Source organism: Streptomyces sp. SID8352, assembly GCF_009862265.1.
Classification (GTDB): Bacteria; Actinomycetota; Actinomycetes; order Streptomycetales; family Streptomycetaceae; genus Streptomyces.
This window is the reverse complement of the sequence record NZ_WWGX01000001.1, coordinates 86965-106369: the sequence shown is the minus strand read 5'-3', so window position 1 is coordinate 106369 and position 19405 is coordinate 86965. Positions and strand designations below refer to the sequence as shown.

Genomic DNA, 19405 nt, shown 5'->3' with positions numbered 1-19405 from the left:
CCTCCCACCCCCGCGGCCCGATCGCGGGATCGTAGTGTTCCCCGCGCACGCGGGGGTGGTCTCGCTGCGGAGATCGGTGCCAGCCCGCAGGCCCTGTGATCCCCGCGCACGCGGGGTCGGTCCCGGGGAGACCCAGGAGGCCGAGCCTGAGGAACTGCGGCCCGCGCACGGGGCCAAGGCCGCCCGGGGCCCACCGTGCCGCGTGGCGCGGTGGGCCCCGGGTGGGGTGGGGGGTGCCGCCTCGTCCAGTGCGCCCCCCTCGTGCTCACCCGTGGGCGAGCCGCAGTTCCGCCGTGAAGACGCGCTCCCCCTCCTGCGTGCCCCACACGTCCACCCTCAGCTCACGCGGCGTCTCCGGGCGGAGCACCCTCGCCTCTATCAGGCAGGGGGCGTCGAGTTCGGCGTAGCGGGTGAACTCGCTGCGCAGGTCGACCAGGAGGGCGTCGGGGCGGCCCACGGCGGCGCGGGCGGCCTGGCGGGCGGCCTCGATCAGCATCATGCCGGGGACGTGGTCGACGGGGTGGTCGAAGAAGACCGGGTGGTCGGTGTCGACGCGCAGCGTCCAGAGGTTCTCCCGGGGGGTCGCCGCGAGCAGCACGTTGTCCGGGTCCGTGTGGCCCACGCGGGCCGCGCCGACCGGTACCGGCGGGCGCTGGGCGACGGTGGTGGGCCGTCCGCCCCGCAGCCTGCGGTGGGCGGCGGGGCTGGCGCAGCTGAAGCGGGCGCCGCCGGTCGCCACGGGCAGTCCGTCCCGCAGCACGGTCACCCCGTACCGCATGCCGGCCAGGGTCCGTCCCCGGCGGACGACGTTGGCGCACTCGGCGCGCAGTTCGACGTCGGTCGGGCGGGGGCCGACGGCGAAGGCGGACGGCAGGGCGGTGAAGGAGATGTCCCACATCACGAACTGGTGGCCGAACGGGAGCCCGTACTCGGCGTGGGAGAGCAGGCTCCCGGTCTGACGGATCGTCTCGACCAGGAGCAGCGGGTCCTGGTGGCCGTGGGCCGGGGCGAAGAGGGCGTGGCTGCGCGGCCACTGGGCCCGCACCGTGAACCGCTCGGGCGCGCCCGGCGCCGCCGCGGCCGTGTCCGACTCCCAGCCGGTGAGCAGCACCTCGGCCACGGAGGCCCGGTGCACGTATCCACGCGGAACCGTTGCGAGCAGGGGACCGCTCCCTAAGGCGGCGGCCTCATTCCCGGTGCCTTCGAACGAAGTCAGCATGCGCGGCACTCCTGCCTGGTCGGGACAGGGGCAGGCGTGGACGCGCGCCTGGACTCCCCCCGTCGCCCTGCAATGCGTACGCCCACAAAGTACAGACAGGCTGGTCTTTTTTACAAGGAGAGCGGAGCACCTTCCGGCGACCATACCGACAGCCCGCTCCCCTCGCCCGAAGCGAAAGTTGCCACCGCATGACCAGAACATTGACGACGTGGCATGACAAACAGGATGCGCGGGCATCGCGGGGCGGCGGACCCACCGGTACGGCGGTCCGCTTTTCGGTACCTTCACCCCTTCGTTCCACGGACAGCACATTGACAAGCAGGCAAGCCTGTCTGTTACTGTCACCGCCAGTGATCGGACAGACGGTCACCGTGAAATACCGGGAGGGGCCGATGGGCCGGCAGGCCGTTCACGCGGGCGGACCTCGCCGCGCCGAAGGAACCGTCCCTCCCTCCTCCGGGGTGGCGGACCCTCCCCCCGCCACCCCGGCCACGACGGCGCGCGACGGCTCCCGGACCCCCGCCGCGCCCACCACCCCGGCCGCCCCCACCGCCCGCCCCGCAAGGCCCGGCGGGCTCCACCGGCCCGCCCCCGGCCCGGCCGCCGGCACCGCCCCCTCCCCGGGCACCACGGCCCTCCGGCCCCTCCCTCCCCGGAGCCCCACCGCCGACCGCGGCACCGGCCCCCGTACCGGCGGCCCCTGAGCCGGCCCCGCTCCGCACCCCCGAGGACACCCGGGGGAAGCCACCGGAGACACCCGGAGGACGCCCACCCGGGCGGTCCGAGGCCGGCACACGGCCCGGCGTCGCGGCGCCCCGCCGGGCCGTCCGGAGGCGGCGGGGAAGGGCATGCGCCGGGGAGGAGACCCCGGGCACCACTACTATGCAGGCAGGCTTGTATGTTCTGCTGCGGGTAAGGAATCGCGAGTCATGGCCCGACAAGAGCGCGGTATTCGATCGAGGCACTCGATCCTGGAGGCCGCCGCGGACGTGTTCGGCGAGCGCGGCTACGACGCGGCGAGCACGAACGAGATCCTCTCCAGGGCCGGGCTCACCCGGGGCGCCCTGTACTACCACTTCCCCTCGAAGGAGGCCATCGCCACCGCGCTCGTCGAGGCGCAGGGCGAGGCGCTGACGGTCCCGGAACGCCGCACCTGGCTCCAGAGCGCGATCGACCTGACCCTGAGCTTCGCCCACCGGCTGAAGACGGACACGGTGCTCCGGGCCAGCGTGCGGCTGACGGTGGAGCAGTCCTCGTTCACCTCCTCCGCGCGGGCCCCCTACGACCAGGCGATCAGGGCCATGGAGGACCTGCTGCGCCGCGCCGAGCGGCGGGGCGAGCTGCTGCCCGGCACCGATGTGGCCGAGGTCGCCGCGACGATCGTGAGCGCCTTCACCGGGCTCCAGGTGGTGTCGCAGGCCTACAGCGACCGGCGGGACCTGCCCCTGCGGATCTCCGCCATGTGGCGGCTGGTGCTGCCCGGGCTCGCCACCCCGGGACTGCTGCCCCGCCTGGACGCGTCCCCCTCGGGCGAGGGCGTACGGCTACCCGGGCAGGAGGTGCCGTCGGCGACCGGTCACCGGGACGACGGCGCGGAGCCCGCCGGGCACGGGAGCCGGGCCGGGGCACCCCTTGCCGACGGACTCCCCTGACGGGCCCCGGGCCTCGCGGTACCGCGCGGGAATCCCCTACGGGTCGCCCCGGTCCACGGGTCACCCCGGTCGCTCACCCCGCGCCCGCCCCGGTTCCGGGGCCCCGGCCCGCCGGAGACGGCGGCGCGACGGGTACGGCGGCCCGTGAGCCCGCCCTGCTTCCCCCCTGGTCGTGCCCAACGCACCCGGCACGGGCCCGCGCCGACACAACGGGCCCGCGTCGGCACCACCGGCTCCGGCACCCGGTCGCCTCCGGAACGGCACCGCCGGACGGGCACGCCGGGCACGACGGGGCCGCCGCGCGATGACGCCGGACGCTAACGGAGCGCCGCCACCACCACGACGACGAGCATCAGCACCAGCACTACGGCCATGATCCGGTTACGGCTCTTCGGGTCCACGCCCCCGAGCCTAACCGGCGCCGCCGAACGGCGGGCGGGCGACCGTCCGGTAGCGGGGCCGCTCGCCCGGCGCGCCCGACCTCGGCAGATCGCTGCGGACCAGCGCCAGGTCCGTCACGGTCCAGTCCGGGCCCTCGAACCCGTCCAGTGCCGCGAGGCAGGGGCCCACGGAGGTGGCGGAGCGGGCGCGGGCCACGGTGAGGTGGGGCCGGTGGCGGCGGTGCCCTTCCGGTTCCGCCACCCCGGCCCGGCGGCCCGCCGACTCCGCGCGCCCGGCCAGCAGCCGCAGGGCGGCGAGATCCCCCGACACCCCCGTCCACAGCGCCCGCCCCCGCCCGAACTGCCCGCCGCCGCGCAGGGCGAGCCGGAAGGGCGCCGTCCGGTGGGCGGCCCGTTCCAGCCGGGCGGTGAGGTCCGGCACCGAATCCCCGGCGACCTCGCCGTAGAAGGCGAGCGTGAGATGCCATCCCGCCCGCTCCGTCCAGCGCAGCCGGTCCGCGCCGGGCAGCCCCCGCACCGCGGCCACCTCGGCGTCGAGCGCGGCGAGGACCTCCTCGGGGGGCAGGACGGCGGCGAAGAGTCTCATGCGCCCAGTCTGCCGCCGCCGGCCGTCCCGGTACCGCCTCTCCCGCCACCCGGCGGTCCCGACACCGCCCCTCCCGGCACTCGGCGTCCCGGCACCCGCCCCTCCCGGCACGCGGCCGTCCCGCGCCGGCTTTCCGGCCCGCCCTCTCCTGGCAACGGTTCTCCGGCACCGGCCCGTCCCGCACGCACCTCCCCGCACCGGCCGTCCCGCACCGGCCGGACTTCCGGCGAAGGGGCCCCGGGCGCCAGAATCCTCCCGTGCCGGGCCCTCACACGCGGCCGGGGACCGTCGAACGCACCCGTGGAGGTTGCTGTGCCCCAGCCGTCCGTCCGCCCGGCGCGCCCCGCCGACCTGCCCGTGGCCGAGCGGCTGTGGCTGCTGTTCCGCCACGACATGTCGGAGCTGTCCGGCTCCCTTCCCGACGCCGACGGGACCTTCGCCGCCGACCGCCTGGAGCGCGCGTTCACCGATCCCGGGTGGGCGGCCCACCTCGTGATCCTCGACTCCCGCCCGGCCGGCTTCGCCGTCGTCCGGGGGCTGGACGGCCCGAAGCGCGTGCTGAACAGCTTCTTCGTCGTGCGGGGGGCCCGTCGGTCGGGGGTCGGCCTGAGCGCCGCGCGGCAGCTGGTCGCCGCGTACCCCGGGCCCTGGGAGGTCGCCTTCCAGGACGCCAACACGGGGGCCGTCCGCTTCTGGCGGCGGGTGGCCGGGGAGATCGCCGGGAGGCGTGGACCGAGGAGCGCAGGCCGGTCCCGCACCGCCCGGACCTGCCGCCCGACGTCTGGATCTCGTTCGGGACACGGTAGGCCGACGGCCGCGCGGTGCCCGCGGTGGCCCGGCGGACGGGGCGCACGGGCCGGAGCGCTCGGGACGCGGTGCACGGAGCGCGGCGCTCGGGACGGGCCGCACGGGACGCGGTGCGACGTACGCCGCCCCCGCCCCGGCGCCGTACCCCGCCCCGCCGGGAGGCCCCCGGCCCCGTCACGCCACCGGTGCCAGCTCCTCCCGGCGCTCGCGCGGGACGAAGCGGAGCCTCGGGTGGCCCCCGTTCCAGCCCAGGCTCAGGCGGAGGTTGCCGACGCGGGCCATGACCAGGCCGACGGCGGCGGCGGACAGCGCCGCCACGGCACCTCCGGCGGCGAGGCCGGTGCGGGCGCCGTACACGTCCGTGACCCAGCCGACGACGGGGGCGCCGACCGGCGAGCCGCCGAGGAAGACCATCATGTAGAGGGCCATCACCCGGCCCCGCATGGCGGGATCGGTGGTCATCTGGATGCTGGTGTTGGCGGTGACGTTGAAAGTCATGCCGAAGATCCCCAGCGGCACCATCAGCAGCGAGAACATCCACAGCTCCGGCGCCGCCGACGCGGCGATCTCCAGCAGCCCGAAGCCCGCCGCCGCCGCGATCAGCACCCGCACCCGGGCCGTGCCGCGCCGGGCGGCGAGCAGCGCCCCGGCCAGCGAACCGACGGCCATGAGGGTGTTGAAGAGGCTGTACACCCCCGCCCCCGCGTGGAAGACGTCGTCGGCGAAGGCGGAGAGGAAGACCGGGAAGTTGAAGGCGAAGGTGCCGATGAAGCCGACGAGGACGATGGTCCAGGTCAGTTCGGGCCGCCCGGCGACGTAGCGCAGGCCCTCGCGGAGCTGGCCCTTGCCGCGCGGGGTGCGGCGGGCGGGGTGCAGCTCGCGGGAGCGCATCATCAGCAGCCCGGTGAGCGGCGCCACGAAGGACAGGCCGTTGGCGAGGAACGCCCACCCGGTGCCCACGCCGGTGATCATCAGTCCGGCGACGGCGGGGCCGACGAGGCGGGCCGACTGGAAGTTGGCGGAGTTCAGGCTGACGGCGTTCTGGAGCTGGTCGGGCCGGACCAGCTCGGAGACGAAGGACTGCCGGGCCGGGTTCTCTATGACCGCGGCGAGCCCCAGGGCGAAGGCGGCGACGTAGACGTGCCAGACCTGGACCTGGCCGCTGAGGGTGAGGACGGCGAGGAAGAGCGAGCTGACCGCCATGGCGGACTGGCTGAACAGCAGGGCGGGCCGCTTGGGCAGCCGGTCGACCAGGACGCCGCCGTAGAGGCCGAGGAAGAGCATCGGCAGGAACTGCAGGGCCGTGGTGATGCCGACCGCCGCCGAGGAGCCGGTGAGGGTGAGCACCAGCCAGTCCTGGGCGATGCGCTGCATCCAGGTGCCGACATTGGAGACCGCCTGCCCGAGGAAGAACAGGCGGTAGTTCCGGACGCCCAGGGAGGCGAACATCCCGTTGCGGCGGCGGGCGCCGGGCGGAGCGGCCGCGGTGTCGTGTCCATGGGGTGCGGGGGCGGAGTCTGCTCCGGGTCCCGTACTCAACAGGGTTCGCCTCCTCGCGATGGGGATTACAGGTGTGCGAGCTTCTCCAGCACGGGGGCGGCCTCGCGCAGTTTCGCCCACTCGTCCTCGTCGAGCCCCTCGACCAGGGTGGCCAGGAACGCGTTCCGCTTGCGGCGGCTCTCGTCGAGCATCACGACGGCCTGCTCGGTCTGCGTCACGACCTTCTGGCGGCGGTCCTCGGGATGCGGCTCCAGCCGGACCAGCCCCTTGGCCTCCAGCAGCGCCACGATGCGGGTCATCGAGGGCGGCTGGACGTGTTCCCTCCGGGCCAGCTCACCCGGGGTGGCGCTGCGGCAGAGGGAGAGGGTGCCGAGCACCGACATCTCGGTGGGGCTGAGCGACTCGTCGACCCGCTGGTGCTTGAGGCGACGGGACAGCCGCATCACGGCGGAACGCAGGGAGTTCACGGCGGCAGCGTCGTCGCCGCGCTTGAGGTCCGGCATGTTTCTTAGCGTAACTCATTAGTCTTGCGAAATACCACCGCTCATCACGGCCTCCGCCCGTGATGCCCGCCACGCACCCCGCCGGGTATCACCCTTACGAGTGAGCCGCCCGCGGAATCCGGGGCACCGCCCGGCTTCCCGGGGTGACCCTCGTGGGCATGGGGACGAGTGTGCTCAGCCTGCGCGTGGACGGGGAACTGCTCGACCGGCTCCGGCACCACGCGGCGAGACGGGGGATGAGCGTCCAGGACTATGTCGTCCGGACGCTCGTTCGCGACGACTTCGACCAGCGGTTCCAGTCCTCCGTGGAGGAGACGGAACGGTTCTACGGGGTCGGCTGACGCCAGGTCCCCGCTCCTCCGGGCCCCGGGGCCGGGGGGCGGGTCGGCCCGGGGGCCGTCACCGGGCAAGGAGAGGGAGAGGACCACCGACAGGACTCACGGCGGTCCGGAAGCCGCACCTGCGGTAGTGGCCCGACGCGGATGGCGTGGCCACCGGGTCCCCCGTAGAGGGGGCCGTTTCACCGGAGGTGCCCGCAGTGGAGGTCCGGAGCACCGGGTCCTGCCGGCCCGCGGTCACGCCCAGGTCAGACGTTGCCCCTCGGGGCCGACGTGCAGCCGCATGCGGTCGGCCGCAGGGCATCCGTCCGCCTGCCACCGCGTGACACGCTCGGTGATCTCGTCCCACAGACGCGTCGGCCCGCCCTGCCGGACCATCCACCGGCCACCGTCCTGGAAGACGGCCGCCCATGCCCCGGCGTCCACGTCGATCACGACGTGTTCCGTCCGGCCGTCCCGTACGAGCGTGAGCCGCTGGGCGCGCGGCGCGGCGGACTGCGCGACGAAGCGGGCGGTCCAGTCGTCGAGCGCGTCCGCGCCCAGCTCCGCGGGCACCGCGTCGCCCTCGTCGAGGTCCGGCAGGACACCCGGCGGCGGCGGCAGGTGGGGGCGGGCCAGCATGAACGAGACCTGCCCGCCGAGAACCCGGCCGCCGGCCGTGCCGTCGTCGGCGACCGTGAGCCGCACGAGTTCGGATGCGTGCATCCATCCGCCGACCGTGACCAGGACCTCGCCTCCGGTGCGGGTCTGCGCGAGCCAGTCGGCCGGCACCGTGTGCACACCGCACGTGGCGATCACACGGTCGTAGGGGCCGCCCTCCTCGCAGCCCGCCAGTCCGTCACCGACCACGCGGGCGGGCCAGTGCCCGGCACCCGCGAGCGCGATCCCGGCACGGGCGGACACCTCGGCGTCGACCTCGACCGTGGTCACGTTGTCCTCGCCGACGGCATGGCACAGCAGCGCGGTCGAGTAGCCCGTGCCCGTGCCGATCTCCAGGACGCGCGTCCCCTCGGCCGCCCGCAGGTCTTCGAGCATGCGCACGACCAGACTCGGCAGAGTGGACGACGACGACGGGGCCGCGGCGACGCGCCCCTCGACCTGGTCGGGGAAGACGCCCCCGGCCACCTGCGTCACCAGAGTGTCGTCTTCGTAGATCCGCGCGAGTCCTTCCGCGGAGTCCCCGGCCGCGGGCCGGTACCAGCCGCCCTCCTCGTACTCGAACCAGCCGTGCGCGAGGAACGCCTCGCGGGGGACCGCCAACAGGGCCGCGGCCCATTCCGGGCTGCGCAGGGCGCCGTTCTCGGACAGGCGCCGCACGAGGTCGGCCCGTAGGTGTTCCGACGCCAGGGGATCACTCATGCTGACTCGCTCCGTTCTCCAGCAGATCCGCGATCGCGGTGGTGATCGGCAGTCCGGCCGCGTCCTCGAGCCACGCCCACTGGCCGTTGGGATTGCACTCCAGGAACCACCACGCGCCGTCCCCGGTCACGGCGAAGTCGAAGGCGCCGAAGTTCAGCCCGAAAGCGGCGAGGAACCGCACCATAGCCCCACGCAGCCCGTCCGGGCAGGTGACCGGTTCATAGGCGAGGCTCAGGTACTCGGATCTCCAGTCCACGACCCCGGGCGGCGCGGTGATCCGCGCGCTGAACACCTGCTCGCCGACGACGACCGCACGCACGTCCGCCACCTTGGGCACCTGCGCCTGGAACAGGTGCGCACTGTGGCTCACCGCGCCGTCGACCTCGCCCGCCCCTACCGGAGCCGCCCAGATTCCGGCGGGCTCGCCCTCGACCTCGTACACCCCCGCGTGCAACGGCTTGTAGACGGTCGGTTGTGCGGCGCAGAACGCCCTGGCCTCCGTCGGGTCGTTCGTGATCAGGGTGGCCGGGACCGCGAATCCGGTCCGGAGCGCGGCGGACAGCTGCGCGGGCTTGTACTCCGCCCTCGCGATGGCCAGTGGATGGCTCAGGTACAGGCACCCCGACAGCGCGCCCAGCACGCCGCCCAGACCGCGCCGGTTCTCCTGCGCGGCGAACCGGGTCGTCTGCTCGTCGCTGTGCGTCGGCCAAGGACTCGGCCGACGGTGGTACAGGGAACGCACGGCGGACAGATCCGCCGTACGCTCCCCGACCGTCACGCGCCCGTCCCAGCCTTCCGCCCCGACGCGCGCGGCGAGCACCACGGGCGCCGGAAAGTCGCGCCCCGGATCGAACCGGAGCACGGGAACCCGGCGCCGGTTCAGCTCCGCGATGACCAGGTCAGCGGTTGCGTCCTCGAACTCCGTGCAGACCAGCACCGGGCGTTGGTCCATGGCGCTCCCACCCCCTAGTCCTGCGTCGCGTCGTGACCGGAGTCGCCGTCCACCTTGCCGTCCTTGCCGACCTGTGTGGGCGGGTAGGTGTTCACACTCGTGCCGTGCTTGCCGAGTTCGGCCGGCGTCATCGCTCCGTCCTCCCCGGCCCATCGGCCGGTCTGCGTGGCCGGGTCGATGCCCACGTACCGCCACGGCGAGGGAGCACCGTTGCGCAGCGGGACCATACGGCGCAGCCCCCACGGGGTCGGCGCGGTGGTCTTCGTACGTGCGAGGCTCGTTCGCAAGTCTCCTCCTTGGTCGCTTCTTGCGGTGGGGCGCGCGGGACCCGCCCCGGCGGGCGCTCTGCCCGTCCCAGGGTGCGGGCGCCGGTCCGACCGGGGCGGGGGTGGTTCCCTCTCCGCTGTCTGCGCCGTCATGGCTGCCGCTCCGTATGCCGTTGGCCGCTCGCCCGTCGTGCGGGGCGGGTACTTACGCTGTGCACTCCCAGCATCACCGGCCGGACGTACGCCCGACAGCCCGGGAGGCTTTCCAAACCATTTGGAAAGAAAGGGAGTTGAACGCATGACCGAACCGTCACCCGAACTGGACGGTGAGCCCGCGAACGGCCTTGAGTGGTTCGGGCGTGAGGTGGTGGCGGCCCTGGCCCACAAGGGAGCCTCCCAGCGGGAGCTGGCCGACTTCACGGGATACAAGGAGCCGTACGTGTCCAAGGTCAAGAACGGCAGGGCACTGCCGTCGATGCACTTCGCCGAGGGATGTGACCGGTTCTTCCACACCTCCGGCTACTTCGCCCGGCTGCTGGTCCGGGTGAGCGAGCGCGGGCATCCCGGCTGGTTCGTGCCCTACGTCAACCTGGAGAGGCAGGCCAGCCGGATCGAGGACTACTCCAACGCGCTGATCATGGGCATGCTGCAGACTCCGGCCTACGCGGAAGCCACGTTCCGGGCCACGCACCCGCGCGAGGCCGACGACCGGATCAGGACCAGGGTCGAGGCCCGGCTGACCCGCCGGGAGATCATGGAGCGCGATGCTCCGCCCCTGCTCTGGGTGATCCTGCACGAATCGACGCTACGGACGGAGGTGGGCAGCCGGGCCGTCATGGCCGACCAGCTCCGCCACCTCGTCTCGGCCGCAGGAAACCCCCACGTCACGCTCCAAGTCCTGCGCTTCGACGCGGGTGCCCCCGCCTCATCCCTACCGTTTACCCTGCTAACGCCCGACGACGGGGCAACAGTCCTGTACTCGGAGAGCAGGGGGCAGGGGCACATGACGGACTCCGCGACGGCGGTGGACAACGCGCGCACCACATACGAGCGTCTGCGGGCTTCCGCCCGCGGCCCCGAGGAGTCCTTGGCTCGGATACGAGAAATCGCGGAGGAGTACGCCAGATGAGCAGCACGCACGGCTCCCGGCCCCTGCGGTGGGTCAAGAGCACGTACAGCGGTGGCGAAGGCGGCCAGTGCGTCGAGTGGGCGCCCGAACACGCGGCGGCCAGGGGAGAGTTCCTGGTCCGCGACAGCAAGGACCCGAACGGCCCCCACCTGGCCCTGACCCGCGAGGGGTTCGCCGGTCTCGTGAGGTTCGCCAGGCGCCACGGGTGACAGCCCCCACCGACCCGCGCGCCCGTGCCGTCCCGCCGGGGCCGGTGAGCGAACGCGGACGGCCCCGCGCTCCCCGAAGGAACGCGGGGCCGCCGTCACGGCCGGGGCCCGGTCAGGTCAGGCCGAGGGCCGGCATCAGGTAGTAGAAGGCGAAGACCGCCGACACCGCGTACATCGCCGGCGGCACCTCCCGGCCCCGCCCGGCCGCCAGGCGCAGCACGCAGAAGGCGATGAAGCCCATGCCGATGCCGTTGGTGATCGAGTAGGTGAACGGCATCATCACCATCGTCACGAAGGCCGGGATGGCGATCGTGAAGTCGGCCCAGTCGATCTCCCCGATCGAACCGGCCAGGATCAGGAAGCCGACCGCGACCAGCGCCGGGGTGGCCGCCTGGGCCGGGACCATCGTGGCGAGCGGGGTGAGGAACAGCGCCAGGGTGAACAGCCCGCCGGTGACGACGTTGGCGAAGCCGGTGCGGGCGCCCTCGCCGACACCTGCGGTGGACTCCACGAAGCAGGTGGTGGCCGAGGAGGAGCTGGCGCCGCCCGCGGCGACGGCCACGCCGTCGATGAAGAGGACCTTGTTGATGCCGGGCATCTGGCCCTGGGCGTCGGTCAGCTTGGCCTCGTCGCTGACGCCCATGATCGTGCCCATGGCGTCGAAGAAGCAGGACAGCAGCACCGAGAAGACGAACAGGACACCGGTCAGGATGCCGACCTTGCCGAAGCCGCCGAACAGGCTGAGCTGGCCGATCAGCCCGAAGTCGGGCGTGGAGAGCGGGTTGCCGGGCCACTCGGGCGTGGTCAGGCCCCAGGAGGGGATGTCCGCGAGGACGTGGACGACCATGGCGACGCCGGTCATCACGACGATGGAGATGAGGATGGCGCCGGGCGTCTTGCGGACGATCAGCGCGAGCGTCAGCAGCACGCCGAGGACGAAGATCAGCACGGGCCAGCCGTGGAGCTGGCCGCCGCTGCCGAGCTGGAGCGGGACGGTGGTGCCGGCCGCGTCGGGGATCCGGCTGATGAACCCGGAGTCCACCAGGCCGACGATCATGACGAAGAGGCCGATGCCGATCGAGATGGCCTTGCGCAGCCCGTAGGGCACGGCGTTCATCACGCGCTCCCGCAGACCGCTGGCGACCAGCAGCATCACGATGAACCCGGCGAGCACCACCATGCCCATGGCGTCCGGCCAGGACATCCGCGGGGCGAGCTGGAGGGCGACGACCGAGTTCACCCCGAGTCCGGCGGCGAGCGCGATCGGCACGTTGCCGATCACGCCCATGAGCAGCGTGGTGAAGGCCGCCGTCAGGGCGGTCGCGGTGACGAGCTGCCCGTTGTCGAGGTGGTTCCCGTACACGTCCTTCGCGTTGCCGAGGATGATCGGGTTCAGCACGATGATGTAGGCCATCGCGAAGAAGGTGGCGAAACCGCCGCGGATCTCGCGCGGCAGGGTGCTGCCGCGTTCGGAGATACGGAAGTAGCGGTCGAGGGAACCCTGCGGCGCCCGGGGCGCGTCGGGGGGCTCGGGACTGGGGGGTACCTGGGCGGAGGCCGGGGTGGACATGCTGAACCTCATGTCACCAGCAGGTCTCCCCCATGCCCGCTTGGTGTTTCCTACGAATGAAAGTGGTCAGAGACAAACGGGTTCAGTATGAAGGTATGAGCCCGTGGCGCGCCATCTCCGCGCGTAGATTCCTGTGCGGACTCCTGCCGTGCCGCGCCCCCGTGCCGCGCCCCCGTGCGGCGCCCCCGTGCGGCGCCCCCGTGCCGCGCCCCCGTGCGGCGCCCCACCCCGCGCCGGACACCAGGCGGACACCAGGCGGACACCAGGCGCCGCCCGGGCCGGTTCCTGCCGGCACCCGGTCGGCACACCGGAGCGGCGGACGGCGGACGGGACGGCCCCGGCGCGCCCGCCGGAGCCCCCTCGTAAGCTGTACGCATGGCGAAGTGGACACCTACGCACGAGGCGCCGGAGCCCCTGGAGGGCCCCGTGGTCGCGACCATCACCGGCGGCACCGTCATCTGGTTCGTCCTCTTCCTGGCGCAGGTGCCCTTCTACGGCTGGTTCGACGACCGCGGGCACGCCTGGTGGGTGTGGACCTGCCTGGCCGGGGGCGGCCTCGGGCTCATCGGTATCTGGTACGTCCGCAAGCGGGACGCCGCGATCAGGCGCGCGGCGGCAGCGGGTCCCCCGGCGACCGCCCCGTAGCACCGCCCCGGCACCGCCCGGGAGGCGCCCAGGGCGCCGGGGCCGACTTCCCACCCCCTCGGGGGGTGGAGCCGGAGCGCCGCACGTACCGTCGGAGCATGACGCATACAGACGCGGACGCCCCCGACGCCGTGGTCGACCCCGCGTACCCCGTCACCGCCACCTCGCCGGAGACCGGGCTGACCGCCGCCGAGGTCGCGGAGCGGGAGGCGCGCGGCCAGGTCAACGACGTGCCGGTGCGCAGCAGCCGTTCGCTGACCGAGATCGTCCGCGCCAACGTCTTCACCCGGTTCAACGCGATCATCGGCGTGCTGTGGGTGATCACGCTGGTCGTGGCGCCCATCCAGGACGGCCTGTTCGGCTTCGTGATCATCGCCAACACCGGCATCGGCATCGTGCAGGAGTGGCGGGCCAAGAAGACCCTGGACTCGCTGGCCGTGATCGGCGAGGCGCGCCCGACGGTGCGCCGCGACGGGACGGCGGTGGAGATCCGGACCTCGCGGATCGTGCTCGGCGACGTGCTGGAGATCGGCTCCGGCGACCGGGTCGTCGTGGACGGGGTGTGCGTCGAGGCGGACGGGCTGGAGGTCGACGAGTCGCTGCTGACCGGCGAGGCCGACCCGGTGGTCAAGCGCCCCGGGGACCCGGTGATGTCGGGGAGCTTCGTGGTCGCGGGCGGCGGCGCCTTCCAGGCCACGAAGGTGGGCCGGGAGGCGTACGCGGCGCAGCTCGCCGAGGAGGCGTCGCGCTTCACCCTCGTCCGCTCCGAGCTGCGGACGGGGATCTCCACCATCCTGAAGTACGTGACCTGGATGATGGTCCCGACCGCGATCGGGCTGATCATCAGCCAGCTCGTGGTGAAGGAGAACGCCTTCGGGGACTCCGTCGCGCGGACCGTCGGCGGCATCGTGCCGATGGTGCCCGAGGGGCTGGTGCTGCTCACCTCGGTCGCCTTCGCGATCGGGGTCGTCCGGCTCGGCCGCAAGCAGTGCCTCGTGCAGGAGCTGCCCGCCATCGAGGGCCTGGCCCGGGTCGACACCGTCTGCCTGGACAAGACCGGCACCCTCACCGAGGGCGGCATGGACGTGACCGGGCTGCGGATGCTCGGCGGGGCGGACGAGGCGTACGTGCGCACCGTGCTGGCGGCCCTCGGGACGTCCGACCCCCGGCCCAACGCCTCCCTCCAGGCGATCATCGACGCCTTCCCCGCCGACGGGCCCGCCCGCGACTGGCACCGCACCGGGACGCTGCCCTTCTCCTCGGCCCGCAAGTACAGCGGCGCCGCCTTCCGCGAGGGCGACGGGTCGTCCGGCGCGTGGCTGCTGGGGGCGCCCGACGTGCTGCTGGCCGAGGACGATCCGGCGCTCGCGGAGACCGGGCGCCTCAACGAGCGGGGGCTGCGGGTGCTGCTGCTCGCCCGCGCCGCGCGGGAGCTGGACGACCCGCGCGCCGGGGACGGGGCCGTGCCGACCGCGCTGGTGGTGCTGGAGCAGCGGCTGCGGCCGGACGCGGCCGGGACCCTGCGCTACTTCGCGGAGCAGGGCGTGCGGGCCAAGGTGATCTCCGGGGACAACGCGGTGTCGGTCGGCGCGGTCGCCACGAAGCTCGGTCTCGACGGGGAGGCGGTGGACGCGCGGCGGCTGCCCGCCGGGCGGGAGGAGATGGGCGCCGTCCTGGACCGGGGCACCGTCTTCGGGCGGGTCACCCCGCAGCAGAAGCGGGACATGGTGGGCGCCCTCCAGTCGCGCGGGCACACGGTCGCGATGACCGGCGACGGCGTCAACGACGTGCTCGCCCTCAAGGACGCCGACATCGGCGTGGCGATGGGCTCGGGCTCGGAGGCCACCCGGGCGGTGGCCCAGATCGTGCTGCTGAACAACAGCTTCGCCACGCTGCCGTCGGTGGTGGCCGAGGGCCGCCGGGTCATCGGCAACATCACGCGGGTGGCGACGCTGTTCCTGGTCAAGACGGTGTACTCGGTGCTGCTGGCGGTGCTGGTGGTGTGCTCGCAGGTGGAGTACCCGTTCCTGCCGCGGCATCTGACGCTGCTGTCCACGCTGACCATCGGCGTGCCCGCCTTCTTCCTGGCCCTCGCCCCCAACAAGGAGCGGGCCCGGCCGCACTTCGTGCGGCGCGTGATGCGGTACGCCGTCCCGGGCGGGGTGGTGGCGGGGGCGGCGACCTTCGTGACGTATCTGCTGGCCCGGAGCCACTACACCGGGGCGGACGCGCTGGAGGCGGAGACCAGCGCGGCGACGCTGACGCTGTTCCTGGTCTCGATGTGGGTGCTGGCGATCATCGCCCGCCCCTACACCTGGTGGCGGGTGGCCCTGGTCGCGGCGATGGGCGGGGCCTTCCTGGTGGTCCTGGCGGTCCCCTGGCTCCAGGACGTCTTCGCCCTGCGGCTGGTCGGCACGGCGATGCCGTGGACGGCGGTCGCCGTCGCGGTGGTGGCCTCGGCCGTCCTGGAAGCGGTCTGGCGGTACACGGACCGCCGCGCCGGGGGCTGACCCCTCCGGGGGCCGCCCCCGGAGGGGCGGGGGCCCGGAGCCGGGGCCGCCCCGGTGGGGCCCCGGCTGGGCCCTCCCCGGTGGGGGCGGAGCCGGGCGGGGACCGGGCCCGGTGGGGCGGAGCCCGGCGGCCGGGGTCAGTCGAACCAGCGGTCCCGGGACAGTTCCTCCGTGCGGGTGGGGTCCTCCAGCAGGGCCGCCGTCTCGAAGCGGCGGGGCCACTGCCCGGTGGCCCAGGCGAGGGCGGCGGCCACGCCCTCCAGCGTGGCGGCGTGCGGAACGCCGTCGGCGGTCAGACGCCAGTCGACGGCGGTCCCGTCCACCACCAGCTCCCCGTGCTCCACGTAGGACCGCGGGGTGCGCGCGCCCAGCAGCGCCCGCACCGCCTCCGGCACATCGTGCTCCGTGCCCTCGGAGTCCACCGTGCCGCTGACGGAGTCGCTCAGCCGCCGCACCTGGAACAGCTCGGCCAGGTCGGCGGCGCGCGCCGGACGCACCGGCAGCAGCGGCACCCCGGCGGTGAAGGGCAGCAGGTCGGGCGAGTCGACGACCACCGCGTCGGCGGCGTCCACCACCTGGACCCGGCCGTCGACCACCGCGCGGACCTCGTCCGGCAGGGTCACCCGGTCCGGGTCCAGCTCCGCCAGGGCGCCGTACAGGGCGTGGAGCTGGGCGGCGGTGACCGGGCGGCCGGGGTCCGCGAGGCGGTCCAGCAGCTCCGCCGCGCCGCCGGGCTCGTCCAGCAGGGCGGCGACGGAGGTGCGGACGCCGAGTGCCCGGAGCACCTGCTCGTCCTCGAAGCCGGCGGCGTCGGCCTCGTCGTACAGGCCGCGCAGCAGCGGGTCGCCGCCGGCCGCGCGCAGTCCGGCCGGGCGCCGGCCGCCGAGCACCGGGTGGCCGCGCAGCCACCAGGCGGTGTAGGGGCGCACGGTCTCATGGGTGCCGTCGGGCAGCAGCACCCGCACCGGCTGGACCAGGGCGTCGCGCAGCGGGGGCCGCGACAGCAGGGCGAGGGCCTCGGGCCAGCGGTCGTCGTCGACGAGGTCGAGGTCGCGCACGGCGACGAGTTCGGTGGCGACGGGCGGGACGGGGCTGTCCGGGAAGCGGTCGAGGACGTCCTCGCTCCAGACGTCCACGGCGTCCAGCAGCCCCGCGTCGTCCGGCTCGGCGAAGTCGCCGTCCCGGGGCTCCAGTTCGTCGGGGTCCAGGACGACGTCGGTGGCGCGCACCAGGGCGAAGGTGACCAGGACGCCGCAGGCGGCGAGCGGTTCGGGACCCCACTTCGCGGCCAGTCCGGCGTCCACGGCGGCGAGTTCGTCCTCGCGCATCACCCGGGCGAACGGGCCGCCGGGGAGGACGAGTTCACCGGCGGGGGCGAGTTCGCCGTCCTCGTCGGGCAGGGCGAGGGCGCCCAGCCAGGGCTCCTCCCCGGCGTCCAGCCCGGCGTCCCGGACGAGGCCGAGGACGGTGTCGGCGAGTTCCTCGGCGTCGAGGGTGTCCTCCTCCCAGGCGGCCCCGCCGTCGTCGTCCAGGGAGGCGGCGACGGCGGCCCGCACCTGCGGCGTGGTCAGCACGGCGCGCGCGGTGGCCGGCAGGGCGCCGAGCTTCTCCAGCAGCGGGTGCGCGGCGTCCGGGTGGGCGACCTTGAGGCCCAGGCGGGCCAGGACCTCCGGGTCGAGGGCGCTGGAGTCCGGGGAGGGCAGCAGGACCTGGCGGGGGCCGATCGCGGTCCGGACGGCGCCGGTGCCGAACCCCCGGGGGGCGTCCCCGGCCAGCGGCACCGGCAGCCCGGAGAGCCGCTCGGGGTCGACCCCGGCGAGGCTGTCGTAGAGCCGCCACCACCAGGACGGGGCCTTCTCCAGCCCGGCGAGCCGGTCGATGGCGTCGCTCAGCGGCAGCCTGGCCACGCCGAGGGCGCGCAGCTCGGCGCGGCGCTCCAGCCCGGCGGGCAGCAGCGTCGGCAGCACCTCCGCCAGGACCCGTACGGTCGCGGCGCCCGCGCCCTCGACGATCTCGGCGTCCCGGGGGCGCAGCGCTTCGGGGAGGCGGTCCGCCCCCCCGCCGCTGCCGTCCGCGTCCCCGTCGTCGCCTTCGCCGGGGGGCAGGGCCGGGGGCAGGAAGGAGGTGCGGGGCAGCCGTTCGAGGACGGCCCGGCGCAGCGCGCCGTCGAGTTCGCCGCCGCCCAGCGGGCCGGGCACGAGGTCGACGAGGCCGGGGCCGACCGGCCGCCAGTCGGCGAGCAGCCCGGCGTAGGCGTCGGCGGCGCGCTGGACCAGGAAGTCGGTCAGCGGGCCGGGCGCGGTGTGCCGCCGGGTGGAGTCCAGCGGGAAGGAGGCGATGAGCAGGGCGGGCACGCCGAGCGGTTCCTCGCTGGGGGTGGGGGCGTGCACGACGGGCTCGGTGCTGGGGCGGGCGGGGGCGCCGTCGGCGTCCACGGGCACGGCCCAGGTGACCGACCAGTGGGGCCGCAGCCGCTCCTCGACGGGCCGGTCGGCGAGCAGGTCCGGGGTGAGCGGGCCGTGGGCGGAGGCGGTGCGCCAGCGGGTGGTGCCCTCGCGCGAGTCCTCGACCGCGGTGAGGGCGCCGTCGGCGCGGCGGCGCAGGGTGCGGACCTCGTCACCGGTCTCTACGACGACCTCCGTCAGCCCCGGCAGGGCGAGCAGCAGCGCGTCGTCGACGGTGCGCAGCAGGCGCTCGGCGAGGTCGGCGGCGGCGGTGTCGCGCAGCGGAAGGATCACGACGGTGTCGTAGGACTCGGGGGCGGTGCCCTCGGCGGGGAACGGCAGCCGCAGCAGCGGCACATGGCCGTCGCGGCGGCGGATCTCGTCCCCGAGGCCGGGGCTGTGCCGGGCGGTCCCGGCGGCCAGGTCGCGGGCCTCCGGCAGTGACCAGCGGACCCCGCCGTGCCGTCCGATGACGGCGGGCTCGTCGGTGACGGCGAGGACGGCGGCGAAGCCGACGCCGAACCGGCCGACGGCGACGGCGGCGCCCGGCCCCTCCGGACCCCCGGCACCGCCGGGGCCGTCCGGGCCGCTCGCGCCGGGGACGGGGGCGTCGCGCTTGGCGGAGGCCCGCAGCGTGGACAGCGACTCGACGCCGGCCGCGTCGGGCGGGGCTCCGGTGTTGGCGGCGACCAGGACGCCGTCGCGCAGGGTCAGCCGGAACCGTCCCGGCACCCCGGCGCGGGCGGCGGCGTCGGCCGCGTTCTGCGCCAGCTCGACGACCAGACGGTCGCGGTAGCCGCCGAGGACGAGGTCCTCCTCGGCGTTGGCGTCCTCGCGGAACCGGGCCGGGCTCGCGGCCCAGGCGTCCAGCACCCCGCGCCGCAGCCGCGCGGTACCGAACGGGTCCGCGCCCTCGGCGGCGGGCCGCACGAACATGCTCACGGTCATCTCTCCTCATCGGCCCTCGTCGGCGTGAGCTCGAAGGTACCGCCCCGCCCGGCGCGGGACGCATTCCCACCGGCGGGAACGCACCGGCGGGAACGGCGGGTACGCACCGGCGGACGCGGGCCGGGTACCCCGGCGGAACCGCGCCCCCGGTCCGGCACGGCCGGTCCCCCCCGCGGTCCGCGGGGCTCCCGGAGAACGGGCGGGCGGTGCGCGAAAGGCGCGGGAATTCCCGGGCCTCCTCCCGGAACAAGGAGAAAAGCGCTCTCCCGGAGAAATGATCACCTCCTTTCCGCGCCTCCGGAGGGAATCGGTCCGTACAGATGCGTGGCAACTGAATCAAGCCATCGGCGAAAGGAGTCTTGCCGGG

General features: G+C 74.5%; 15 protein-coding genes and 1 pseudogene. 7 read left to right on the top strand and 9 right to left on the bottom strand.

The genetic code is table 11. The features are described 5' to 3' along the window. Positions 1-265: 265 nt before the first annotated feature. On the bottom strand, positions 266-1219 hold the full coding sequence (locus GTY84_RS00465) for a ScbA/BarX family gamma-butyrolactone biosynthesis protein (protein WP_161223982.1): 954 nt from the start codon (positions 1217-1219) through the stop codon (positions 266-268). A gap of 929 nt (positions 1220-2148) precedes the next feature. Between GTY84_RS00465 and GTY84_RS00460 the strand changes: the two genes are divergently transcribed. Then, positions 2149-2871: a ScbR family autoregulator-binding transcription factor gene (locus GTY84_RS00460; RefSeq protein ID WP_161223981.1), complete on the top strand. Its 723-nt coding sequence runs from the start codon at positions 2149-2151 to the stop codon at positions 2869-2871. Positions 2872-3282: 411 nt separating this feature from the next. Here the strand turns inward: GTY84_RS00460 and thpR are convergent, their stop codons facing one another. Next, positions 3283-3858 (bottom strand): RNA 2',3'-cyclic phosphodiesterase, encoded by a 576-nt coding sequence (gene thpR / locus GTY84_RS00455; RefSeq protein ID WP_161223980.1) that lies wholly within the window; start codon positions 3856-3858, stop codon positions 3283-3285. Between the two features lie 312 nt (positions 3859-4170). Between thpR and GTY84_RS33275 the strand changes: the two are divergent. After that, positions 4171-4664 (top strand): annotated as a pseudogene (locus tag GTY84_RS33275) (GNAT family N-acetyltransferase). A 175-nt stretch (positions 4665-4839) separates the two neighbouring features. Here GTY84_RS33275 and GTY84_RS00450 read toward each other — a convergent pair. Then, positions 4840-6204, bottom strand: coding sequence for an MFS transporter (locus GTY84_RS00450; RefSeq protein WP_161223979.1), 1365 nt, complete (start codon positions 6202-6204; stop codon positions 4840-4842). Between the two features lie 26 nt (positions 6205-6230). Continuing rightward, positions 6231-6668: a MarR family transcriptional regulator gene (locus GTY84_RS00445; protein WP_161223978.1), complete on the bottom strand. Its 438-nt coding sequence runs from the start codon at positions 6666-6668 to the stop codon at positions 6231-6233. Positions 6669-6826: 158 nt separating this feature from the next. Here GTY84_RS00445 and GTY84_RS00440 point away from each other — a divergent pair, with 158 nt between their 5' ends. Beyond that, positions 6827-7009, top strand: coding sequence for a ribbon-helix-helix protein, CopG family (locus GTY84_RS00440; RefSeq protein WP_202548914.1), 183 nt, complete (start codon positions 6827-6829; stop codon positions 7007-7009). 234 nt (positions 7010-7243) lie between these two features. Here the strand turns inward: GTY84_RS00440 and tgmC are convergent, their stop codons facing one another. From tgmC to tgmA, 3 genes are read right to left on the bottom strand one after another with little or no spacing between them, the layout of a single operon-like run. After that, on the bottom strand, positions 7244-8365 hold the full coding sequence (tgmC, locus tag GTY84_RS00435) for an ATP-grasp peptide maturase system methyltransferase (protein ID WP_161223976.1): 1122 nt from the start codon (positions 8363-8365) through the stop codon (positions 7244-7246). After that, complete coding sequence (tgmB, locus tag GTY84_RS00430) at positions 8358-9317, bottom strand: ATP-grasp ribosomal peptide maturase (RefSeq protein ID WP_161223975.1); 960 nt, start codon at positions 9315-9317, stop codon at positions 8358-8360. Before tgmB ends, tgmC begins: the two co-directional genes overlap by 8 nt. A gap of 14 nt (positions 9318-9331) precedes the next feature. Further along, positions 9332-9604: a putative ATP-grasp-modified RiPP gene (gene tgmA, locus GTY84_RS00425; RefSeq protein WP_237531933.1), complete on the bottom strand. Its 273-nt coding sequence runs from the start codon at positions 9602-9604 to the stop codon at positions 9332-9334. A gap of 277 nt (positions 9605-9881) precedes the next feature. Between tgmA and GTY84_RS00420 the strand changes: the two genes are divergently transcribed. Together GTY84_RS00420 and GTY84_RS00415 are read left to right on the top strand one after the other, a co-directional pair. Beyond that, complete coding sequence (locus GTY84_RS00420) at positions 9882-10712, top strand: helix-turn-helix transcriptional regulator (protein ID WP_161223973.1); 831 nt, start codon at positions 9882-9884, stop codon at positions 10710-10712. Beyond that, positions 10709-10921: a DUF397 domain-containing protein gene (locus GTY84_RS00415; RefSeq protein WP_161223972.1), complete on the top strand. Its 213-nt coding sequence runs from the start codon at positions 10709-10711 to the stop codon at positions 10919-10921. Before GTY84_RS00420 ends, GTY84_RS00415 begins: the two co-directional genes overlap by 4 nt. Before the next feature lie 112 nt (positions 10922-11033). Here the strand turns inward: GTY84_RS00415 and GTY84_RS00410 are convergent, their stop codons facing one another. Next, complete coding sequence (locus GTY84_RS00410; RefSeq protein WP_161224053.1) at positions 11034-12491, bottom strand: NCS2 family permease; 1458 nt, start codon at positions 12489-12491, stop codon at positions 11034-11036. Positions 12492-12866: 375 nt separating this feature from the next. On the opposite strand from GTY84_RS00410, the gene GTY84_RS00405 reads away from it, so the two are divergent. Together GTY84_RS00405 and GTY84_RS00400 are read left to right on the top strand one after the other, a co-directional pair. Further along, positions 12867-13136: a DUF2530 domain-containing protein gene (locus tag GTY84_RS00405; RefSeq protein ID WP_161223971.1), complete on the top strand. Its 270-nt coding sequence runs from the start codon at positions 12867-12869 to the stop codon at positions 13134-13136. 98 nt (positions 13137-13234) lie between these two features. Next, positions 13235-15646: an HAD-IC family P-type ATPase gene (locus tag GTY84_RS00400; protein ID WP_161223970.1), complete on the top strand. Its 2412-nt coding sequence runs from the start codon at positions 13235-13237 to the stop codon at positions 15644-15646. A 137-nt stretch (positions 15647-15783) separates the two neighbouring features. Here the strand turns inward: GTY84_RS00400 and GTY84_RS00395 are convergent, their stop codons facing one another. After that, positions 15784-19032 (bottom strand): molecular chaperone Hsp90, encoded by a 3249-nt coding sequence (locus tag GTY84_RS00395; protein ID WP_161223969.1) that lies wholly within the window; start codon positions 19030-19032, stop codon positions 15784-15786. Positions 19033-19405 lie beyond the last annotated feature (373 nt).

Coding starts and splice junctions, on each gene's coding strand:
- tgmC (WP_161223976.1), bottom strand. CDS start 8,365: ATGAGTGATCCCCTGGCGTCGGAACACCTACGGGCCGACCTCGTGCGG.
- GTY84_RS00445 (WP_161223978.1), bottom strand. CDS start 6,668: ATGCCGGACCTCAAGCGCGGCGACGACGCTGCCGCCGTGAACTCCCTG.
- GTY84_RS00440 (WP_202548914.1), top strand. CDS start 6,827: ATGGGGACGAGTGTGCTCAGCCTGCGCGTGGACGGGGAACTGCTCGAC.
- GTY84_RS00410 (WP_161224053.1), bottom strand. CDS start 12,491: ATGTCCACCCCGGCCTCCGCCCAGGTACCCCCCAGTCCCGAGCCCCCC.
- GTY84_RS00420 (WP_161223973.1), top strand. CDS start 9,882: ATGACCGAACCGTCACCCGAACTGGACGGTGAGCCCGCGAACGGCCTT.
- thpR (WP_161223980.1), bottom strand. CDS start 3,858: ATGAGACTCTTCGCCGCCGTCCTGCCCCCCGAGGAGGTCCTCGCCGCG.
- GTY84_RS00460 (WP_161223981.1), top strand. CDS start 2,149: ATGGCCCGACAAGAGCGCGGTATTCGATCGAGGCACTCGATCCTGGAG.
- GTY84_RS00465 (WP_161223982.1), bottom strand. CDS start 1,219: ATGCTGACTTCGTTCGAAGGCACCGGGAATGAGGCCGCCGCCTTAGGG.
- tgmB (WP_161223975.1), bottom strand. CDS start 9,317: ATGGACCAACGCCCGGTGCTGGTCTGCACGGAGTTCGAGGACGCAACC.
- GTY84_RS00405 (WP_161223971.1), top strand. CDS start 12,867: ATGGCGAAGTGGACACCTACGCACGAGGCGCCGGAGCCCCTGGAGGGC.
- GTY84_RS00415 (WP_161223972.1), top strand. CDS start 10,709: ATGAGCAGCACGCACGGCTCCCGGCCCCTGCGGTGGGTCAAGAGCACG.
- GTY84_RS00400 (WP_161223970.1), top strand. CDS start 13,235: ATGACGCATACAGACGCGGACGCCCCCGACGCCGTGGTCGACCCCGCG.